This is a genomic window from Legionella birminghamensis (assembly GCF_900452515.1).
Classification (GTDB): domain Bacteria; phylum Pseudomonadota; class Gammaproteobacteria; order Legionellales; family Legionellaceae; genus Legionella_C; species Legionella_C birminghamensis.
This window is the reverse complement of record NZ_UGNW01000001.1, coordinates 1,080,749-1,098,593: the sequence shown is the minus strand read 5'-3', so window position 1 is coordinate 1,098,593 and position 17,845 is coordinate 1,080,749. Positions and strand designations below refer to the sequence as shown.

The window sequence follows — 17,845 nt, the reverse complement described above, 5'->3', positions numbered from 1 at the left end:
CTACCTGCTTAGCTTGTTAACGTGACATCTTGGGTAAAGAGGATACCCATTCCAGTACCTGAAAATACTTCAACTGTGGTCGGACGGTTGAACTGTTGTTGAGCGACCTGGCCCCAGGATTTACCTACGGTTGCCAAACCTATTACAGCGTTCTCCAATGCCGATCGTCCAATACCATTCTGCACAGTAATATTGTCGCCGCCTCCGGTGCCGCCAACAGTTACAGTCGTGTTTGCCGATTGGAATGCATTACCAAACCCTTCCAGGAAGGAGGAGGCAAATAAGGAACCATAACGTTGCAGATAATGATGGTTGGTGCGACTAGCCAATGCAGTGCGTGCAGTGTTGGGATCAATAGCAAAGGCATTAACTGAAATCGTATGTGGCGTTCCGGGAATGGACAGTGTATTAAAGCTAATCACCATTTTGTCCGAGTTGCTGGGCAATGTGAAACTTCCAATCAACTTCGAACCTTTTAATTTTCCAGACACTATGGTTGCTAAAATCGGACCCGGTTCATCGCTGTTCACTGAAGTATCCAGCACTGCGAAAATGATATCCCCTGTCTTAATTACGGCTTTGGGTGCTGTCTGGACAATTGTCGTTGTTTGAGAGCTGCTTACTGCTATATTGGTCTGGGAGCCTGGGACTAACACCCCTGTACCTGCTTTGGGCTCTTCTTCAGGAATACTGCTGGCTGTATAAGCCTGCACCGATACTCGAGACCAACTCTGGAGAGAGGATGTCGCTGCACCCATCATGTCAGACGTACGCTGTTGTATCCGTTGCTGATAGCGTTGGTCAGCCATCTGCTGATTTTGCCTGTTGAGAATTTCCTGAAGCTGCCTGCTATTGGCAGCAGCCTGACTAGAGGCTGTTGTAAGCCCGGTCCCGGACAAACCAGGAACACCCGGAACACCGGAAGTAGCTCCAGGAATCTGATTCTCGCCCAGACCAGCAACTGCTGAGCCCGGCTGTATACCTGCAGCCTGAAGCTCTGCATCACTAAACCCGGCTTTCCGCAAATCATCTGCCGAGAACCCGGCATCCTTTAATGCAGAAGCAGAAAATCCGGCATTTCTTAACTCTTCCGCTGTAAAGCCTGCATCTTTAAGATCTTTTGCAGAAAAACCGGCAGTACGTAATGCCGCTGCGCTAAATCCGGCATCTTTCAGATCCTTGGCTGAAAAACCGGCGGCTCTTAGTTCTGTTGCACTAAAACCAGCATCCTTCAATTGTTTAGCGCTATAGCCTGCATCTTTTAATTGTTTCGCGGTGAATCCAGATGATTTTAGCTCCGCTGCTGAATATCCTGCTTCTTTGAGCTGACCTGCAGTAAACCCTGCCGCTTTTAATTCTTCAGCTGGAAAACCCGCATCACGGAGTTCTTTTGCACTAAAGCCAGCTGCTTTCAGATCAGGAGCACTAAAACCCGCATTTTTTAGTTCTGCAGCAGTGAACCCAGCAGCGCGAAGGTCAGCAGCATTGTAGCCAGCAGCCTTGAGTCCAGCAGCGCTGCAACCCAAAGTTTGCTTGATCACTGTCGCCGATACACCTGCCGCATGAGCAGCCTGCAAAGAAGAAACATTACAATTCGCAACGCGACCGGCTGCAATAATATCTGCCGCACTGACACCTGCCTGTCTTAGTTGATCAGGAGTAAAGCCAGCCTGCAATAGTTGTTGCGGTGTAAGTCCGGCATCGAGTAATTGCCTGGCAGTAAATCCGGCATTCTTAAGATCCTGAGGGGTAAACCCGGCGTCTAAAAGCGAACGAGCGCTAAAACCTGCATCCTTCAGAACTGCAGCACTACAACCACTCAATTCGTGGATACGTTTTCCAGTGACGCCTGCAGCTTTCAATTCGCCCAGCTTATTAATATCACAGCCTGCTGCCCTGATTGCCGCATCTGTCGCTAACTGTCCCTGGCGAATTTGTTCCGGGGTAAATCCGGCAGCTAGCAGATCCTGGGGAGTAAAGCCCGCTTCCAGTAAAGATTTTGCATCGTAGCCCGCTGATTTTAGAGCAGCAGTGGAACAGCCATTTAAATCATGGATCCGTTTCGCAGACACACCGGCTGCATAAAGAGCCTTCAGCTTGTCAGGATCACAACCAGCAGCCTTAATTGCTGCATCAGAAGCTTGCTGCGCCGCACGTATTTCATCCGGAGTAAACCCGGCAGCGGTCAATTCCTGGGGTGTATATCCAGCATCCAGCAAAGCCTGCGCTCCATAGCCTGCAGCTTTTAGAGCTGCTGCCGTACAGCCATTCAGATCTTTGATTTTACGCGCAGAAACACCTCCAGTATTAATCGATTTTAATTTGTCTGGATCACATCCCGCTGCTCGAATGGCGTCATCAGATAATAGACCGGCAGCCTTTATTTGGTCGGGAGTAAATCCAGCATAGGCCAAATCACCATTTGTGAATCCCGCGGCTTTTAATGCCTGGGCACTGCAATTGGCATACTGACGAATCAATTTTGCACTCACGCCGGCCAACCTTTCTTTGGTCACCCCATTAATATCACAACCTGCATTCTTTACATCAGTTGGTGTTATACCAGGGGGCAATTCTGATTCAGCCGCTTCAATTTCGGCTGGCGTATATCCTGTCTTAAGCAATTCATCCGGTGTATAACCCGCGTTCAATAAATCTCTTGCGCTATAACCAGCCTGTCTTAATTGCTCCGGGGTAAAGCCTGCATTTTTAAGATCAGCGGCAGAAAATCCGGCGTTACGTAAATCCTGGGCAGTAAAACCTGCAGTTTTTAATTGATTCGCACCACAGCCATTTGTGCGGCGTATTGCTGCAGCAGAGACCCCTGCTGAACGCAAACGTTGCAAGGCATTCACATCGCAGCCAGCCTTTCGTATGTCTGCTTCAGTGACACCATCAGGCAAGCCGCTTGCCTTGTTGATCTCGGCATCCGAAAATCCAGCTCCTTTTAACTCGCCATCGGAAAAACCGCCATCTTTCATTTGTTGCGCAGTAAATCCAGCATTTCTCAATTCGCAGGCATCGAAACCGCAAATGCGCAATTGCCCAGCTGAATAACCGTTGTCTTTTAACTGCCTGGCATTAAATCCTGCTGCTTTTAATTCCTGACAGGAACAGCTCTGCTGTAAATCTGCTAATTGATAACCATCTGCTTTTAACTGGACGCAGGAGCATGCTTGTTTGAGGAGGGAAATGTTTGCTCCTTCGCTAACGACTTTCTGCACTACGGACTTATTGCAATTCCCCTTTCTTAATTCATCCAGCCACAGGCTGCGTTGCGCCCCTGCTTCATCCTCCATGGCTAATGTCGAAAACCCGACGCCGCCCTGGCCGTTATCACCGGCCATGCCAACGCCGTCAACACCGCTTCCGATTTGTTGGGAACGGATCAATGTTGGAATAGCACTGCCTCCGGTTTTTAAGGCGTTCTGTGCCTGAGTAACATTCTGAGCTTCCTGTAGCTTGGCATATTGGGCAGTAGGATTTAGTGCGCCAGGAATGGATTGGATGGCTGGTGCGCCGGGAACATCTGCAGACGCGCCGGGACCGTCTGTTCCCGCACCCATAAATTTGATGACTCCAATCACTACGGCAATAACCAGCAGGATGGTTGTAAAAACAATGATGACCCGAGAACGGGTATTTGTAAAAAGTGCTTTAAGGTTTTCTTTTCTGCCTGCCATTTGCTATAACCCTTCTACCTTGAGCTGCATGACTTTGCCATGCCAGGAAACCAATAAAACAGGCGACTTCTGCATTTCATATGCATGCATTCCATCTGCACTGGTCATACTGCCGATCCATCCCGGCGACAGGATGGTAAGATTGGTTCGAACGTACATTTTATCGTTCAGCAACCAGGCTCTGGCGTCGCCGCCGCTTACTACGAGCCGTGTACTGCCATCCGGCGGGACACCATCTAAAACGTGCAATAAAATGTCACTGGCTGCCGGAGGTATGCCCTCTTCCATCGGCATGCTTTTGGCATTTGGGCCATAACCCTGAATGCGCAAATCAACTCGATAATCGACTGCTTTCTGCCCTGGGATCAAAGTCAGCATAACCGGTGTATTTAAGCCCCTTAATCTCACAGCCAGGTTGCCATAGTTGTACAATCTTAATGCCTGAATCATTAAGGTATTACTGGTTTTATCCCACTGAATATTGAAGGAAGCCGGATCACCTAAATCATAGGCACTGATAGGCCAGGGAGCTCCTGTGGAATCCAGGAACACCAGCGATGAAACAAAGCCTTGCGACAAACGAATAACGGGCGGGGTTGAGCCGGGAGACAAATTGACAAACTGGGAAGTCGCTGTCGGTTTAGGAGGTGTCCCAGCTGTAGATGTTTCAGCAAACTCATTTGATTGGTAGGCATGCCGCAAACGGATGATCTGTTCAGGCGTTAAAGGGAATTTTTGCCGCAATACGCCATCAAAAGCCTGTTTATCGATTAACTCATTATCATTTGGAGTTGGCGCCTGTTGTTGCTCAGGTCCGGCAGCTGTCTGCGGCGGGCCAGAAATCTGCTGTCCAGTTGTCGCATTTACCACAGTGGTATTCTGGACAGTTGTTGAACTTTGCTGCGTTTGCCCAGCCCCCTGGGCAGTTCCTAATGGAATATTGCCTAGCTGCGGATTGATGCTGGATGTGCCACCCTGCTGAGCAGATAATTTTTGCTGCAGCATACGTAACTGCTGTAGAGCCTGCTGCGCTGAGTCAGACTGCTCGGCAGCATAGGACACAGTAATGACTGAATGAAAAGCGACTACAGCAGTCAAACCATATTTAAATAATTTATGGGGTCTGGTTTTTTGCATCAGGTTACTCCACCACTAGCTGGTCCCACGACAAATTGAGAAATTCCTATTCCCCGAGGTGAATTCAAGGTAGACACTCGAGTAATTAACATTGTAACAATGTTATTCTGCTGTGAAAACTCACTAGCACTTTGATAAGTAACGAGAATCGGCATTTGGATGCGCCATGAAAACCGGCCATTGAGCAAGCCTTTCTGCAAAATGATTGGAGCTCGAGTTGCTACGGCTGAAACAATTAATTTTTTTGCCTTAACCGCATCCAGGTTATTCGATTGCTGTAAAGCAGTCAGGAACTGTTGCCAGCCCTCAGCTGTAAAGAACCCGGAGGATGCCTGTAACTCATCGCGATAGTTAACGAAATTATAGGTAAAAGCAGCAATCGCAGCCTGATTCGCCCATTGTAGAACGGCTGAATCCGATTGGTTTGGTTCGTTCAAGGGAAACAATGGCGTTATCCGCCCACTGATACTTGTTGCAAAATATTTTGGGGCAGGCGGATGGGTAAGCACATAGACAAGCAAACCTGCCATCATAAAGTTAACAATAAATGACAGTATCAATGCCACCATTAATTTTCTTTGTCCATCACGGTAAAACTCGTTTCGAAGTGTTACCACTGCTAAAGCATCGTCAGCCATTTTTTCCTCTTTCACTCTGGAATTGGTTTTTCATTATCATCATTTACGGGATCAGGCGGCAGCAAAGCCTCATTTGAATAATTAGGCGTATCCATTGAAGCCAGCTTAACCGGGGGTGTAATACCATTCGTTGCATAAAAATCCGGCGGCGGTTGATGAAATCGGCTGTATGTAACGGCAATAAAAAGTAATACGTTTACGCCTAGCATACACAAAATCCAGTTTCCGATCCGCCGATAGGTCGTGACGTAAAACGATTTGGATTCTTTAATTAAATTCCAAGCCTCGCGACTCATTTTAACCCCTGTTAAACGATAGCTTCTCTAAACGTAATTTCAATTCTGGAGTTAGGCGACTGGTCTCCACCCTGCGTGATTCCTACAATAGGTTTATCGCTCCCCGCCCCTTCAACAAATACAAAGCGGCTATCGATGCACTGTGACCATAAGTAATCAGCAACTGATCTTGCACGTGTTAATGTAAGCGCCTGCTCGCGTTTACAAGACAAATATTTATTACTGTAGGCGGTTACTGTCACTGAAACTTTTCTAAACAGCTTCATAAACCGGGCAACTTCATTGAGAACAGCATAAGATTGCCAGGTTAAACGAGGCGATTGATCAGCAAATAATGCTGCAGATGGAATACTAATCAGATAATCAGATCCGATAGTAACGACTTTAACTCCTATATTTTTAAATTTACTTTGCATGGTCATTACAGCGGAGTCAGAGCCATTCTGAACCTTTCCCGGTAATTTGATTCCCTCATCATCGATTGGATAGGAACCACCCTTATTGCAGCCCAGCAAAGCAACAGACGCCAGCAAACTGGCCGGAAGCGCTATTGATCTTATTAGGTCAGAAAACGTTCGTCTCACTTATACTCTCTTGTCAAAATTATTCACAGCTTATCAGGATGATAAACGCTGTTGTGACCTTCGGTAATTTCATTATCAAATAAAAACATACAAATCATTGCGTTACAAGCAGTTCATGAAAATTCAATCCAGAAATAAGCAGTGATGGGCAAGTAATATGCAAAATAGATTTTAAATTATCACAAACGAGAGGAAAGCTTATCGAGGAAATTTTTTCTGTAATTTTACAATTAGGAGGAATAGTTAGGCGGCTAATTTTTTGCGCTGGGCTTTATAGCCCAGCCTACGAGGGATACTAGCTTTCTTCTGATGCTTTTTCATTTGCCTTACGCCGCTCTTCCACGATTCTATCGGTGAGCGTTCTAACTATTTCTGTTAACTCATAAGGCTCTACTACATCCCTTTCCATCGGCGGATAGGTGGTGGCCATCTGGAAGTCTTTTATAAGCTCGTTGGCAACTGAGCCTGAATACTTATCCTTCGCGCCGCTATTTCTTTCAATAGAAGCCAGATAGTTCCTGGTTTCATTAATGGCAAGAATCGGTAAGGAGAATTGCTCCACATCCTTGACCAGTAATGGAAGTGCATTAAATGGAGTGCGTAGTTTACTGAATATAGTCAGAACCCCTTCTTCCTCTTCTTCAATAATTTCTTCGACAGGCTCAGGCTCATTATGCCCATGGTATGCCAGCAATGCAGCCACACCCCGCTCAATCGGTTCAACCACAGTCGATTCGCGCAACACTTTAGTAATTAGGCTGATCTCTTCACTTTCCACCAGCTTATCAATACTGAGGTCACCGCTTTCAAGCACTTTCTGGAAACCGGAAAGTTGTTTTTGCAGTTTTGACAGATAATCGTCCGGCGGTGCTTCGACTTTAAGGAACTGATTAAGCTTCAACTGTTTAACTGGTTTAGGGTTCGCATAAAACATGCGGGCACGAACGATTTTTGACTTGAAGAAAATATGAGCTTCACCTTCTGTCTGCTCTTTTAGGTCCAAGAGGTCAATACGGGATCTCTTTTCAAAAGATGAACTCTTGGTATCGAGATAGCTATTGGTCATGCTGCTATCTTTTGTCTGGAAAGAATCTACTTTGGTAACATAGGCTTCACCAGCCGTTTTGGTAAAGAAATCCCATGTCTCCGTAGGATCCTCAAGCTTCATACAGATTTTAATGTTTGTATTTGCACCAATTGACGCGGCTTCTTCTTTGGATGCTTTCTGGAATGCCGGTAAATCCTGCCCGGCAAAGATGGCTGAAAATCCTAATGAACGCGCCTGGGCTGGCACAACAGCAAAGCCTTGAACCGCATAATAACCATACTCGTCAAGGATACACATATAAGGTGTTGGTGAGTTGGTGGGTTTACGCTCAATCACATCACGGTAATCCCCTTCCACTTCCTCTCCCAGGCCAGCTGCCATCATCGCCTTGAGTGACGATACAATCACCTTTCCAAGGTTGGATAACTCGTCGGGTGATTTTTCCAGAGCGGGTAATAACACCACCAGAATGCGGCGATTAAGTACAACGTCCTTAAAATCAACTTCCGCAAGGTTAGTACGGATGATATGTCCATAGGTATCAGCTAATGACGAGAACACACGGACTAACTGCATGGTAATAAATCCATGTTGTTCCAGCACCTGGGAAACCTGTTTGCCTTTTTTCTCTTTATTATATCCAGGAAGATTGAATACATAGTTCCTTAAAGGGTCAGTCACCAGCTTTGGAACTGACTCTATATTAATACTTTCCTGTTCATCCCGCGGAAAAACCTTGTCAATAACAATTGCTTCCAGACGCTGTAAATCAAAATAATTCCGGATGGAATTGGCATCCAGCAATATGGCGCCCTCGTCACGCATATAAACCAATAGTTTCATTAGGGCTTCAACGAAGCTGATAGCTCTTCCCTTCCACATGTCGCCGTCTGAAGATTGTCCGGATGAGCCCATAAGACTGACGACAAGCTGCGTTAGCATACTTGACGAACCCTGACAAAACGGGTTTAACGTATTGGAAAGGCGCTTTTCCTGCGGGCCCACAATATCCCGGGCACCCGTCATGAAGTTGATTAAAAGTAAATCATCCTCCCGCCCCATGCTTCTGACCATTGAAAAGACTTTTGCATACAGGGAGTTATCCCCTTTTCCATCGACATAGATAAAACCGCTGCCCTGCACCAGGGCATTAAATGCCAGTGATACCAATGCTTCTGTTTTACCGCTACCGGTGGAACCAAATATTAATGCATGAGTCCGCAAATCCTCGTTTGCAAACCATAGTTCCTCGTTACTTTTGCGATCATTTCCAAAAAAAGCAATACCCCGCGCAGTATAGGGGGTCTTGATACCAGGCTTTAAATCATTATAGTCTTTAACCCGGGCGATTTTGGGCAAGCGAAAAGGCAGGACTTGTTTGCGGGTATAGGTATAAAGAAAAAAGAAAAAGCCTATGAGTAATAATAAGGTCGCTACTTCTGAAACATAGTAGGAAATACCTGCAAGTGAAACCAATATAATGGATACATTGGTAGGATCTGAAAAAAAATCACCCAAACGCTGGCCTACCGTTCGGGTATCCCTAAGTAACTGGGTTGGATCTATTTCATGACGTGAATCAATACCGCGCATCATGGCTGCAACTCCTGGACTTCACGAGGGGATAATTTCACTTCCTTGACAGCAATTTCCAAGGCTTTAATAGCTTCATCAATCATCGGCACCAGCGAACGTCTTTTCATAGCTCTTTCTGCTTTCCAGTGGGCAAAAGGCCCAGCTACTTCAGCGAAAGGCGTCTGTCTACCTATACAGTTAAGCATATACCATAATCGTCTATCCGTGGGCTTTAACCATAGAAATTCTGCACTGGCGACTACACCATCTTCTCGTGACGCCTGCAGCAAAGAAGCCATTACTGTAAGGAGGTAGGCATGCTGTGCCAAAATTTCCTGAACATTCTCAGCATCCTGATATTTTTTAATGACAGGCAGAGCTACCGAGTAGTCCGGCTTGCCTTCGCTGAAGGTTTTATCAAGCGTTTCCATTATCATGTTGGCCGAACCCCTATCTCTATTCATTCTGGCCATGAAGATCGCAGCCAGGGCACGGGCATGAGGGGGACAGCGATCAAAGTTGTCCCAATAAGGCCCTAACTGCAGGGTAAACACACGTTTGGCATCGCCGCGACGAATGCCGGCAGTCATCTCCATGCCTGGCACTGGATTATCCAGAATCGCATCGTCTTTTCTAAGCAAATGATATTTGCGTGCAAACTCCATGGGTGTCAGCGCCATTGCCCATGGACCCTTGTTAATATCCTGGCTAACCAGATCCTCTTTGACGACGGGCATTATAGCCGGCCAGTTGTATTGCTCCTGTGCCCTGAGGGTTTTCATATCATGGGCACGACGAAACTTGAGGACTACATTTGATTGGTAAAGATAAAAGGCCAAAGCAACGAGAATGACAATTACAGGATAGCGAATATAATCACCGACCGTACGGGTCAAGTCCAGAAACTGGTTCCAGCTGACAGTTGCAGGATCAATTGTTTGCATTAGATAAACATCATTTTCAAGCTTGGGGTTACTTATAAAAAGACTGACGAGCTTCGCTTGCAACACATTTAGTTTGAATACAAATGCAACAATATATTGATGTCCAGCGTACCAGATAAGCCAACCAATCAAAAACACCAGTACCATAATCCATACTGGGGCCATTGAATTATCGCCGCCGCCTTGCTGTTGAGATTGTTGAGCCATCCGGTCCGGTCAAATCAAAGAGTTATACCTAAGAGCAAGTATATACCTGCCCAACATAATTTTGCGAGATTACTTCGTTATTTTTTAAATTAAAAATGAAAACTGTACTTAAGCGGCGGCAGATTAAAGATTAGGAGCTTTCATTCGGTTGATTCTTGATCAGACGTCCTTTCATATATTTATAAGTACCGGAATAATGGACAAATCGATTAATATTCTCAAGATTGATGGCACGATCTTTCAGAGTTAGAAGAGGCTTGCCAAATTTATCCTGCGGGGTTTTATCGGCTGAGAGAAGTAAAATATCGCTCTGATTAATAAAAACACTAATATAAGCTTCATTCAGCTTATTTTCTTTCGACTTAATCATAAACTTTACATTTTCTTCATCCGTATATATCGGACGTGAAATGACCTGTCGGGGCAAATTGGCAAGAATTCTCTCCCAGCTTTGCAGATTATTCCCCTCTGAGGAATAAAGCGCTATAAATACTTCCTGTTGTCCGCTTCTTAGAGCGACTCTGTTTAATAATGTTGCATTAGAATTATTTTTAGCACTGGAACTGCTTAATGAACGTGAATAATTCTCACGGATTTCCCTCAAATTCTTTCCAATAACACGCAAAAAATTAGACTCTTCCCAGGGGCCTGATTCAATAGCCTCATCCAGAGCCTTCAAAATATCTTCAGCTTGTTTATCGCCTAAATTTTCTTTCATGCGTCAGAAATTTTCTCGAAATTAACAATGATAGAACGGAATTGTTCTATCATTTAGGGATATGTGGAGTATAACAGCATTCTAAAGCCAATGCAGACTATTGGGCGAAATTATTGAAATTAAAAGAACTTATATGCAGGCGTTTCAACTTCGGAAGAAGCAGCTTCCTCTGCGCGAACCGGTCGTGTGTGTTTCACTTCTTCAGCGTGGGCAGCCAAGACCCTCTCAATACATTTATCAAGGACACTAATCCCTCTTCCAATTTTCTCATCAGGTCGGGCACTGTTCAATTTTCTTGCTGTCGAAACAAGCTTTTTAACATCGGCCAGTACATCTTCCTGTGAGTAGGAAGAGCGAATTCTGGATAAGGGCGAAGCGTGGTTAGCAACGTCTGGGACTGATCTTTCAGGGTTTGTGGATGAACTGCGCCCAAAAGAACTTTGCATTAATTTAGTACTGTCTGGTATTTCTGCCATTCTTTACACCCCAACTCATTCAATTTACTACTTCAAGTTTAGCAGTCTTTTCTTAAGCTAAACTTAAGACATTTATCTTAAAGGTATTTTTTTTACACCAGGAAGAGAATAATTGACCCATCCTGAAATTTTGCTAAACAATATGCTTATATTCATTTAACCCTGAAGCGTTTAACTAATCAAGAGATTTAGCAAGTATTTTATGTTAGTCATACATTAACTCATCCAATGGCGTATAATCCCGGCTGGGACCGCCCTGGATCAATTCATTAATCACATCAGTCATACACAATAGGCGTAATGAGTTTGGCGTAACTTCATCAAACACGACCCGGATACCCAAGAGGGATCCCTCTGCTTCATCAAATGTAGCCCCCAGACCATACCCCAAACACAGTGAGCATAACTGATCCGCCCTTCTGGCAATTGCCGGCAGTAAGCCGGTATCAGAAAATACTTCATCAAAGCTTACAAAACGGTCATTTAAATAAAATTTGGCATTCATGCTTGCAGCAATTAAGGCCATGCTTTTTCGAATATCGACTTCCATTAGCGCCACCAGGGTTGAGATGATCTGATCCGCCCGGCCATAAAACCTCTGAGCCAGCGTAGAAAAACAGGAACAGTGAAACCATAATGCTCAATAATCCCGAAAAAAAAGGCCGAGACCAGAACTAACACGCCCGTCCATATTCGGATATGCATGAGAAAAAGGAAAATAGGAAATGCTGCTCTGGCATCTACCATAAAAAATCGCGCACTCCTGGCCGAGTCCCTCCAGTGAGTATTCTCGGAAAAAGTACCAGCCATTACAAACCTCGAATCATTTAACCATTATCAATTATATATAACATATTTAATTGTGCGAGATTTATTGTCAACTGTTTAAGAAGAAATTTTGAGAATATACAAGATGTGAAAATATAAAGTAATCAACTATAGGTAATCGATATACTATGGAGATGATGATCCTTTAGAATCCGCTTGGAGTATTCTGTGGTCCATCTTTCTTAATCATACAGTCCATAACCAACTGGCCCAGATCTTTAGTGTCAGCAGAATTTTGTACCCGTTGAGATTTCGCTTCAATTGAGATCGAGCTTGCTTTTTTAGCTGCTCCCAAGCTTCTTAAAATTGATGCAGTACTCTGTGATTGTTTGTTGGCCATAAAAACTCCAGCATTAAACCTATACCAATAATATCAACCGAAAATTAAGGTTTTATTAAGAAACTTTAATATTCAGTCTTTTCTTTTTTTCTTCAGCTGCTGGATCCTCCTAATTGGTAACTGATAATTCTGGGTACTTATTTATTTATATAGCTCTAAATTCAAATTAACACAATGATGCAAAGTCTTACAATAACTTAACAGTAGAATTTTTTAATTCGCGGTATGATTATTGAATAATTTTTAATCTTAATGAGATAATTATGCGTTCTTACAACCTGGAAGAAAAAAAATTATTCCTCTGGAAAGAGAAACTGCTGCACACTAAAACCAGAAAATATAAGGGCGTCAAAAAGAAGCTCCTGGATATACTGTCTTCAGAAGAAAGCTTATCCGTTAGAAAGCGTCTATTTACTGACTACCGTGATCAGTTAATCAGCAGCAGACATGGTCAAGGCTGGACCTGGACGGCTCATTTTACCTGGCTTTGGAAGTTTTTATCTTTATTTCTTATTGCCAATTATCCGCAAGGTTCCAGATTAAGAAAGGCATTACTTGATGATATCGATGTTTCTGAAACCACACTCACCCTGGAAGATTATCGACGAGCCGCAATAGGGCTTCTGGAGGAGCCTGATTTTGAAGAGGCAATTTTTATCCGTCCCCAAATGGCCTTGGGGGATTTAAAAACTCGTATTGAAAAATTAACAGCAGATAGTGATATTGAGGAAGTATTAAACCGCTTGGAGGCTATAAAATACGGTCTTGACTGTAATCTTTATCATTTGCTTCTGCAAAAAATTTATAAAGCATCGCCTGTACTGGTCTGCCACAGGCTTTATCAGCTTAGCCAGAAAGCGTTTGAATACCCAGATCCCCATCAATACATTGAAATCAATACACTGACAAAGGCATTATTGGAAACTTTTGTAACAGATAGTTCATACACTTCTATTCATTTGAATCTGGGAGCCGAATTACTGGTATTACTGAGTATGTCGGATGCTCAATACTGCCGGCAAATGAACATTACTGGAATTTCTCATTACCACCTGTCTTCAAAAACCAGTGCTGACCAGCCACAATCCCTATGCATCTACCTTGAATTAGCTGCTAACCATGAACTTCGATATCTTTCCAGCGATGGCCTGTTTGAAGGGAATATGTCAAAAACATTTTTGAAAAACTTTCTCTCCAACCATGCTGTAGATACATTGTTTGAATCCCTGGAAACAAATTCACCTATTTATCTTGGTCCATACCAGCGAAAAATCATGGACGCGATTGCAAAGCACAGCTCAATCAAATTGACTGATCCCTTGGAAGAACTCATAACAAGCATGACAAAGCCTCATGTCTCCATTTTTTCTGAAGACAGTCTGCGTCATGCCATGAAAAAAGAACTCGCAGATAAACTTTATGAAAGCCTCGATTCACAAGAACAGAAAAGCCGCGAGGCTCGCGCAATACTGACCGGTAAACCAGTCAACCGTGATACGCCTTTACAAATGTTAAAAGATATATTCATAAGCCATCGGGATAAATATCCGCCACCGCAGAACCCCCTGCTTTATTCCCTGGCAAAAAAGTTATGCGAGCAGCTCTTCATTGACTATCGTCAAAACAAAGAAGGAGGATACTGGAAAGAAAATGAGATTGGCTACGAAATGATTCAATTACTGCAGAGAGGCCTGATTAACCAAATACGGCCAAACACTTCATTCCAAACGCCAGCTGAACAGGAAAGCATTTTAAATCCACATAACTATCCCCCTATCATCCCCGTTTCTATCCGTGAAGCTGAATATGATGCCATTACCATTGTATTGAATAGCGGCTATTCAGACTCTGATTTACTGGATAGTATTAATACTGTTCGCCGTGAACGGAGGAAAGTAATGAGTCGATTTTCACAGGAGTGGATTCTTGCCCGTGTTAGTGAATCGTCCCCCTCACTGCTCCCAGCTGCCGAGCATCGATTAATCCATATTCATTTCTATGATCACGAAGATTGGCAAAAGCTGAAGGAAACATGCCCAAACACGAAAAATTCAGCCGAGTTATTAATGAAACAATTGAAAGAACTGCTTGAGATCTGCAGAATAAAAAGAGAGAGCATGGATTATGAAGAGGAAAATGCCAAGGTAAGAGAGGCACTCCTGCTTCTTTGCCAGCTATTGCAAGCTGATTCGCTTAATTCCGCCATCCTGGAGGAAGTCTATAATTATCAATTGGATAAATTGGCAAAATTCTATCTGACCCATTCACTGGGTGTTGAACTAAAAAATGAAATTAAAGAATGCCATTCCAGACGCTTAATTCGGGATGAAGGCTCTGTCAGTGCCATGGATGAGGAAAAAAATCCCGGTGTGACTTTTCTGGATAGAGCAGAACAACATCTGCTCGAAGCGGGACGCTTCCATCATTCAGGGGTTCTTTGTAACTTTGTTAATGAAGATAAAGAGTCGCAGCTGGCTATTTACTACTTTTCATTATATATGAAAGAAACTAAACCTGAGGATTGGGGAAGGGCCATTGAGACTCTTGATAAATTAAGGGTCTATCTTAGTGAGGATCAATATAAGCAATGGGCTATGCGATTATGCAAAACCGCTCCCAGCTCTGTGGTAAACGGGATGGGGATTTTCAGTCCGAAAAAAACCTCATCGCCATTAACCCGTCCTGATGTGAGTATAAAATTCTTGCCAGAATAAAAGACTGAATGCGCCAGTTAGCAGTCTGCTTCATCCACCTGTGCGAGCAGAGAAGACAATTGCAAAACAATGGGGTGCGCTGTATTTTTTTCAAGCCCATCAAACCGGGCAACGGGCTTGATTCGTTGAAGTACATTACTGGTAAACAGAGCCTCCGCTTCCACTATCATGCCGTGTGTAATCTGACTCTCCTGGCAGCTAATCTCATTGTTTTTACAAATTTGAAATAGACGCTCACGCAATACCCCCGGAATCAATCCATGTTCTTTGGCAGGTGTTTTTACTTGCCCATCGTGGATAATAAATACATTGGCAACGCTGGTTTCAGTGGCCAGATGGTCAGTGTTAAAAAACAATACATCGTCCGCCTGTTGGCTAAGAGCCCAGCGGCGCGCGATGATCTCTTCCAGATAACTGAGGGATTTAACCTGATAAATCGGGTTTCGGCTATCCCTAAACCATGGGCAACTTACCAGATTAACTGGACTCGAATCGTAAAGATAGCTAAACCCTTCCACAATAAGATGCGGGCTATTCCCCTTTTGCAGCAACCCCCTAGAAGCTGAGCCAGGCGTAAGAATAATTTTCAATCCGCCATCGCAAATACGCTGCTCTTTTATATATTGTTGAATTTCTTTTTGCCAATCATCCAAACTTAAATGGAAAGGAATATTTAATACAGAAGCTGTATTCTTTAAGCGTCCCCAGTGAAGGGCAGCATATAATGGCTTGAAGTGTTTAACCCTCAGTGTCTCAAATACCGCCTCACCAAGAAAGAGCCTGTCCGCCGAGGAAAGGCATAGGCTGGCCCCTGGCGGCTGGAATTGTATCTGGATTGAATGGCTCACTAATAATCCATGAAATCATCAAGTTCTTCGCGCAAGCGTTTTTCCTCCAGCATATTCTCCAAACGTCGACGCGCGTCAAGAATTGCAGATTCGCCCTCATCAATGTCAACTTCCTCATCGGTATTTACAAAACCCTCTTCGTCCAGCAACTCATCCTCATCAAACAGATCAGTCATTTTTGATTCACCTCTTTTTCAAATTTTATTGAATTTAGCAATAAAAAAAATGCTATATACCTTATTTTTCAAATTATGCATAGATTCCAGGAATAAATTTTTCTGAAGCAAAAACAGGAATAATTAAGATGTTGCTGCGTTGATTTGTGATAGATTTTCAGCGATTCTTATTCCACAATTATTTTATAAGCATTTTTCTTTAAATGAATGGAATTACCCATGAGCGATCACCTGAAACGAACACAAAGAGAAGTTTATCGAAATATTAGGGAACGCATTACTTATGAATACCGCAGAAACACATCGAGACGAATCTGTAATCGCATTAAGCAACTGGATATTTTCCGTAAAGCGAAACATATTGCCCTGTATCACGCAACGAACGGGGAAGTCGATTTGCATGATATCTGGCGCTCGGTTCCCCTGCACGGAAAATATTGTTATTTTCCGGTCATTCAAGCTGACAGGCAATTGCATTTTGTTCCTGCGACACCTGCAACGACTTTTACCAGAAACAAGTATAATATTGAAGAACCACAGGTTGATTTGAGCCATTCCATCGATCCCCAGCGCCTGGATATTATTCTAATGCCCCTAGTGGCTTTCGATGAATACGGAACTCGTCTGGGGATGGGAGGCGGCTACTATGATAAATCCCTGAGCACAGTTAATCATCCCGTTCTGATTGGTGTTGCCTACGAGTTCCAGCATACTGACTTTATTAATCCTGATACCTGGGATATAAAAATGTCTGCCGTTGTGACTGAACTTAAAACTTACTGGATAAAATAAGAATGAAATATTGGTTAATGAAATCTGAACCTTCCTGTTTTAGTATTGATGATTTACAAAAATCGCCCAATCAAACCAGTCATTGGGACGGTGTCCGCAATTATCAGGCAAGAAATTTTATAAAGGAAATGTCAGTAGGTGATCAAGTGCTATTTTACCACTCCAATTGCGCACCTCCAGGCATTATTGGCATTGCTGAAATAACCAGCGAAGCCTATCCTGATCACACCGCATTTGACCCGGACAGCGAACACCCTGATCCCAAAAGCACCCCGGAAAATCCCCGGTGGTTTATGGTAGATGTTCAGTTTAAAGAAAAATTTAATCACCTCATTTCGCTGGAAGAATTAAAAAATTACCCTCAGCTGGCAGGCATGCCATTACTACGCAAGGGCAATCGCCTGTCCGTAATGCCGGTGAGTTCAGAGGAGTGGCGTTTCATTAAGGAGTTGGCTATATAGCATCCTCACCCATTTCCCCGGTACGTATGCGAATAACCTGCTGCAAATCATAAACAAAAATCTTTCCGTCGCCGATTTTTCCGGTGTAGGCCGATTTACAGATAGCATCAATAGCAGCCTCAACCATATTATCGGGGAGAAGCAGTTCAATTTTGATTTTTGGAAGAAAATCAACAACATATTCGGCGCCGCGGTATAATTCAGTATGGCCCTTCTGACGTCCAACCCCCCGCATCTCGGAGATTGTAATCCCAGGAACATTTATCTCCATTAATGCTTCATGAACATCATCAAGTTTGAACGGTTTTATAATTGCTGTGACCATTTTCATTGTTTATCCCTGGAAGCTGTCTAGACGAATGATTATTCTAACTTATCAA

General features: G+C 43.7%; 18 protein-coding genes. 3 read left to right on the top strand and 15 right to left on the bottom strand.

Annotated features, from left to right (window positions below):
- Window positions 1-8: 8 nt before the first annotated feature.
- The 12 genes from dotG to DYH42_RS04620 all read right to left on the bottom strand — a co-directional run bounded on the left by dotG (window position 9) and on the right by DYH42_RS04620 (window position 12,474).
- Window positions 9-3,683, bottom strand: coding sequence for a type IVB secretion system protein DotG/IcmE (gene dotG / locus DYH42_RS04675; protein WP_058524708.1), 3,675 nt, complete (start codon window positions 3,681-3,683; stop codon window positions 9-11).
- A gap of 3 nt (window positions 3,684-3,686) precedes the next feature.
- Window positions 3,687-4,781 carry a DotH/IcmK family type IV secretion protein gene (locus DYH42_RS04670; RefSeq protein WP_420324131.1) on the bottom strand — a complete coding sequence of 365 codons (1,095 nt, stop codon included), beginning with the start codon at window positions 4,779-4,781 and terminating at the stop codon, window positions 3,687-3,689.
- A 38-nt stretch (window positions 4,782-4,819) separates the two neighbouring features.
- Complete coding sequence (locus DYH42_RS04665; RefSeq protein WP_058524710.1) at window positions 4,820-5,458, bottom strand: type IVB secretion system apparatus protein IcmL/DotI; 639 nt, start codon at window positions 5,456-5,458, stop codon at window positions 4,820-4,822.
- Between the two features lie 11 nt (window positions 5,459-5,469).
- Window positions 5,470-5,754 carry a type IVB secretion system protein IcmM/DotJ gene (icmM, locus tag DYH42_RS04660; RefSeq protein WP_058524711.1) on the bottom strand — a complete coding sequence of 95 codons (285 nt, stop codon included), beginning with the start codon at window positions 5,752-5,754 and terminating at the stop codon, window positions 5,470-5,472.
- An 11-nt stretch (window positions 5,755-5,765) separates the two neighbouring features.
- Window positions 5,766-6,338, bottom strand: coding sequence for a type IVB secretion system protein IcmN/DotK (gene icmN, locus DYH42_RS04655; protein ID WP_058524712.1), 573 nt, complete (start codon window positions 6,336-6,338; stop codon window positions 5,766-5,768).
- Window positions 6,339-6,633: 295 nt separating this feature from the next.
- On the bottom strand, window positions 6,634-8,982 hold the full coding sequence (locus DYH42_RS04650) for a TraM recognition domain-containing protein (protein ID WP_058524713.1): 2,349 nt from the start codon (window positions 8,980-8,982) through the stop codon (window positions 6,634-6,636).
- Window positions 8,979-10,112 carry a type IVB secretion system coupling complex protein DotM/IcmP gene (gene icmP / locus DYH42_RS04645; protein WP_058524714.1) on the bottom strand — a complete coding sequence of 378 codons (1,134 nt, stop codon included), beginning with the start codon at window positions 10,110-10,112 and terminating at the stop codon, window positions 8,979-8,981. Before icmP ends, DYH42_RS04650 begins: the two co-directional genes overlap by 4 nt.
- A gap of 130 nt (window positions 10,113-10,242) precedes the next feature.
- Window positions 10,243-10,830, bottom strand: coding sequence for a Dot/Icm secretion system protein IcmQ (gene icmQ / locus DYH42_RS04640; protein WP_058524715.1), 588 nt, complete (start codon window positions 10,828-10,830; stop codon window positions 10,243-10,245).
- 119 nt (window positions 10,831-10,949) lie between these two features.
- Complete coding sequence (locus DYH42_RS04635; protein WP_058524716.1) at window positions 10,950-11,306, bottom strand: hypothetical protein; 357 nt, start codon at window positions 11,304-11,306, stop codon at window positions 10,950-10,952.
- 205 nt (window positions 11,307-11,511) lie between these two features.
- Complete coding sequence (locus tag DYH42_RS04630; RefSeq protein WP_058524717.1) at window positions 11,512-11,856, bottom strand: type IV secretion IcmS family protein; 345 nt, start codon at window positions 11,854-11,856, stop codon at window positions 11,512-11,514.
- Window positions 11,856-12,116: an IcmT/TraK family protein gene (gene icmT / locus DYH42_RS16725; RefSeq protein ID WP_058524718.1), complete on the bottom strand. Its 261-nt coding sequence runs from the start codon at window positions 12,114-12,116 to the stop codon at window positions 11,856-11,858. Before icmT ends, DYH42_RS04630 begins: the two co-directional genes overlap by 1 nt.
- 163 nt (window positions 12,117-12,279) lie before the next feature.
- Complete coding sequence (locus DYH42_RS04620) at window positions 12,280-12,474, bottom strand: hypothetical protein (RefSeq protein WP_058524719.1); 195 nt, start codon at window positions 12,472-12,474, stop codon at window positions 12,280-12,282.
- 263 nt (window positions 12,475-12,737) lie between these two features.
- Between DYH42_RS04620 and DYH42_RS04615 the strand changes: the two genes are divergently transcribed.
- On the top strand, window positions 12,738-15,188 hold the full coding sequence (locus DYH42_RS04615; RefSeq protein ID WP_058524720.1) for a hypothetical protein: 2,451 nt from the start codon (window positions 12,738-12,740) through the stop codon (window positions 15,186-15,188).
- Between the two features lie 17 nt (window positions 15,189-15,205).
- Here DYH42_RS04615 and DYH42_RS04610 read toward each other — a convergent pair whose 3' ends face one another.
- A complete protein-coding gene (locus DYH42_RS04610; RefSeq protein WP_058524721.1) occupies window positions 15,206-16,036 on the bottom strand; it encodes an aminotransferase class IV in 831 nt (276 codons plus the stop codon).
- Window positions 16,036-16,212 carry a PA3496 family putative envelope integrity protein gene (locus DYH42_RS16540; protein ID WP_165483343.1) on the bottom strand — a complete coding sequence of 59 codons (177 nt, stop codon included), beginning with the start codon at window positions 16,210-16,212 and terminating at the stop codon, window positions 16,036-16,038. The genes DYH42_RS04610 and DYH42_RS16540 overlap by 1 nt, the downstream gene beginning before the upstream one ends.
- Window positions 16,213-16,431: 219 nt before the next feature.
- Here DYH42_RS16540 and DYH42_RS04605 point away from each other — a divergent pair, with 219 nt between their 5' ends.
- On the top strand, window positions 16,432-17,004 hold the full coding sequence (locus DYH42_RS04605) for a 5-formyltetrahydrofolate cyclo-ligase (protein WP_058524722.1): 573 nt from the start codon (window positions 16,432-16,434) through the stop codon (window positions 17,002-17,004).
- A 2-nt stretch (window positions 17,005-17,006) separates the two neighbouring features.
- Window positions 17,007-17,465: an EVE domain-containing protein gene (locus DYH42_RS04600; RefSeq protein WP_058524723.1), complete on the top strand. Its 459-nt coding sequence runs from the start codon at window positions 17,007-17,009 to the stop codon at window positions 17,463-17,465.
- Here DYH42_RS04600 and DYH42_RS04595 read toward each other — a convergent pair.
- Entirely contained in the window at window positions 17,458-17,796 is a 339-nt protein-coding gene (locus tag DYH42_RS04595; RefSeq protein ID WP_058524724.1) for a P-II family nitrogen regulator, read from the bottom strand. The two genes, DYH42_RS04600 and DYH42_RS04595, sit on opposite strands and share 8 nt — an antisense overlap.
- Between the last annotated feature and the right edge of the window lie 49 nt (window positions 17,797-17,845).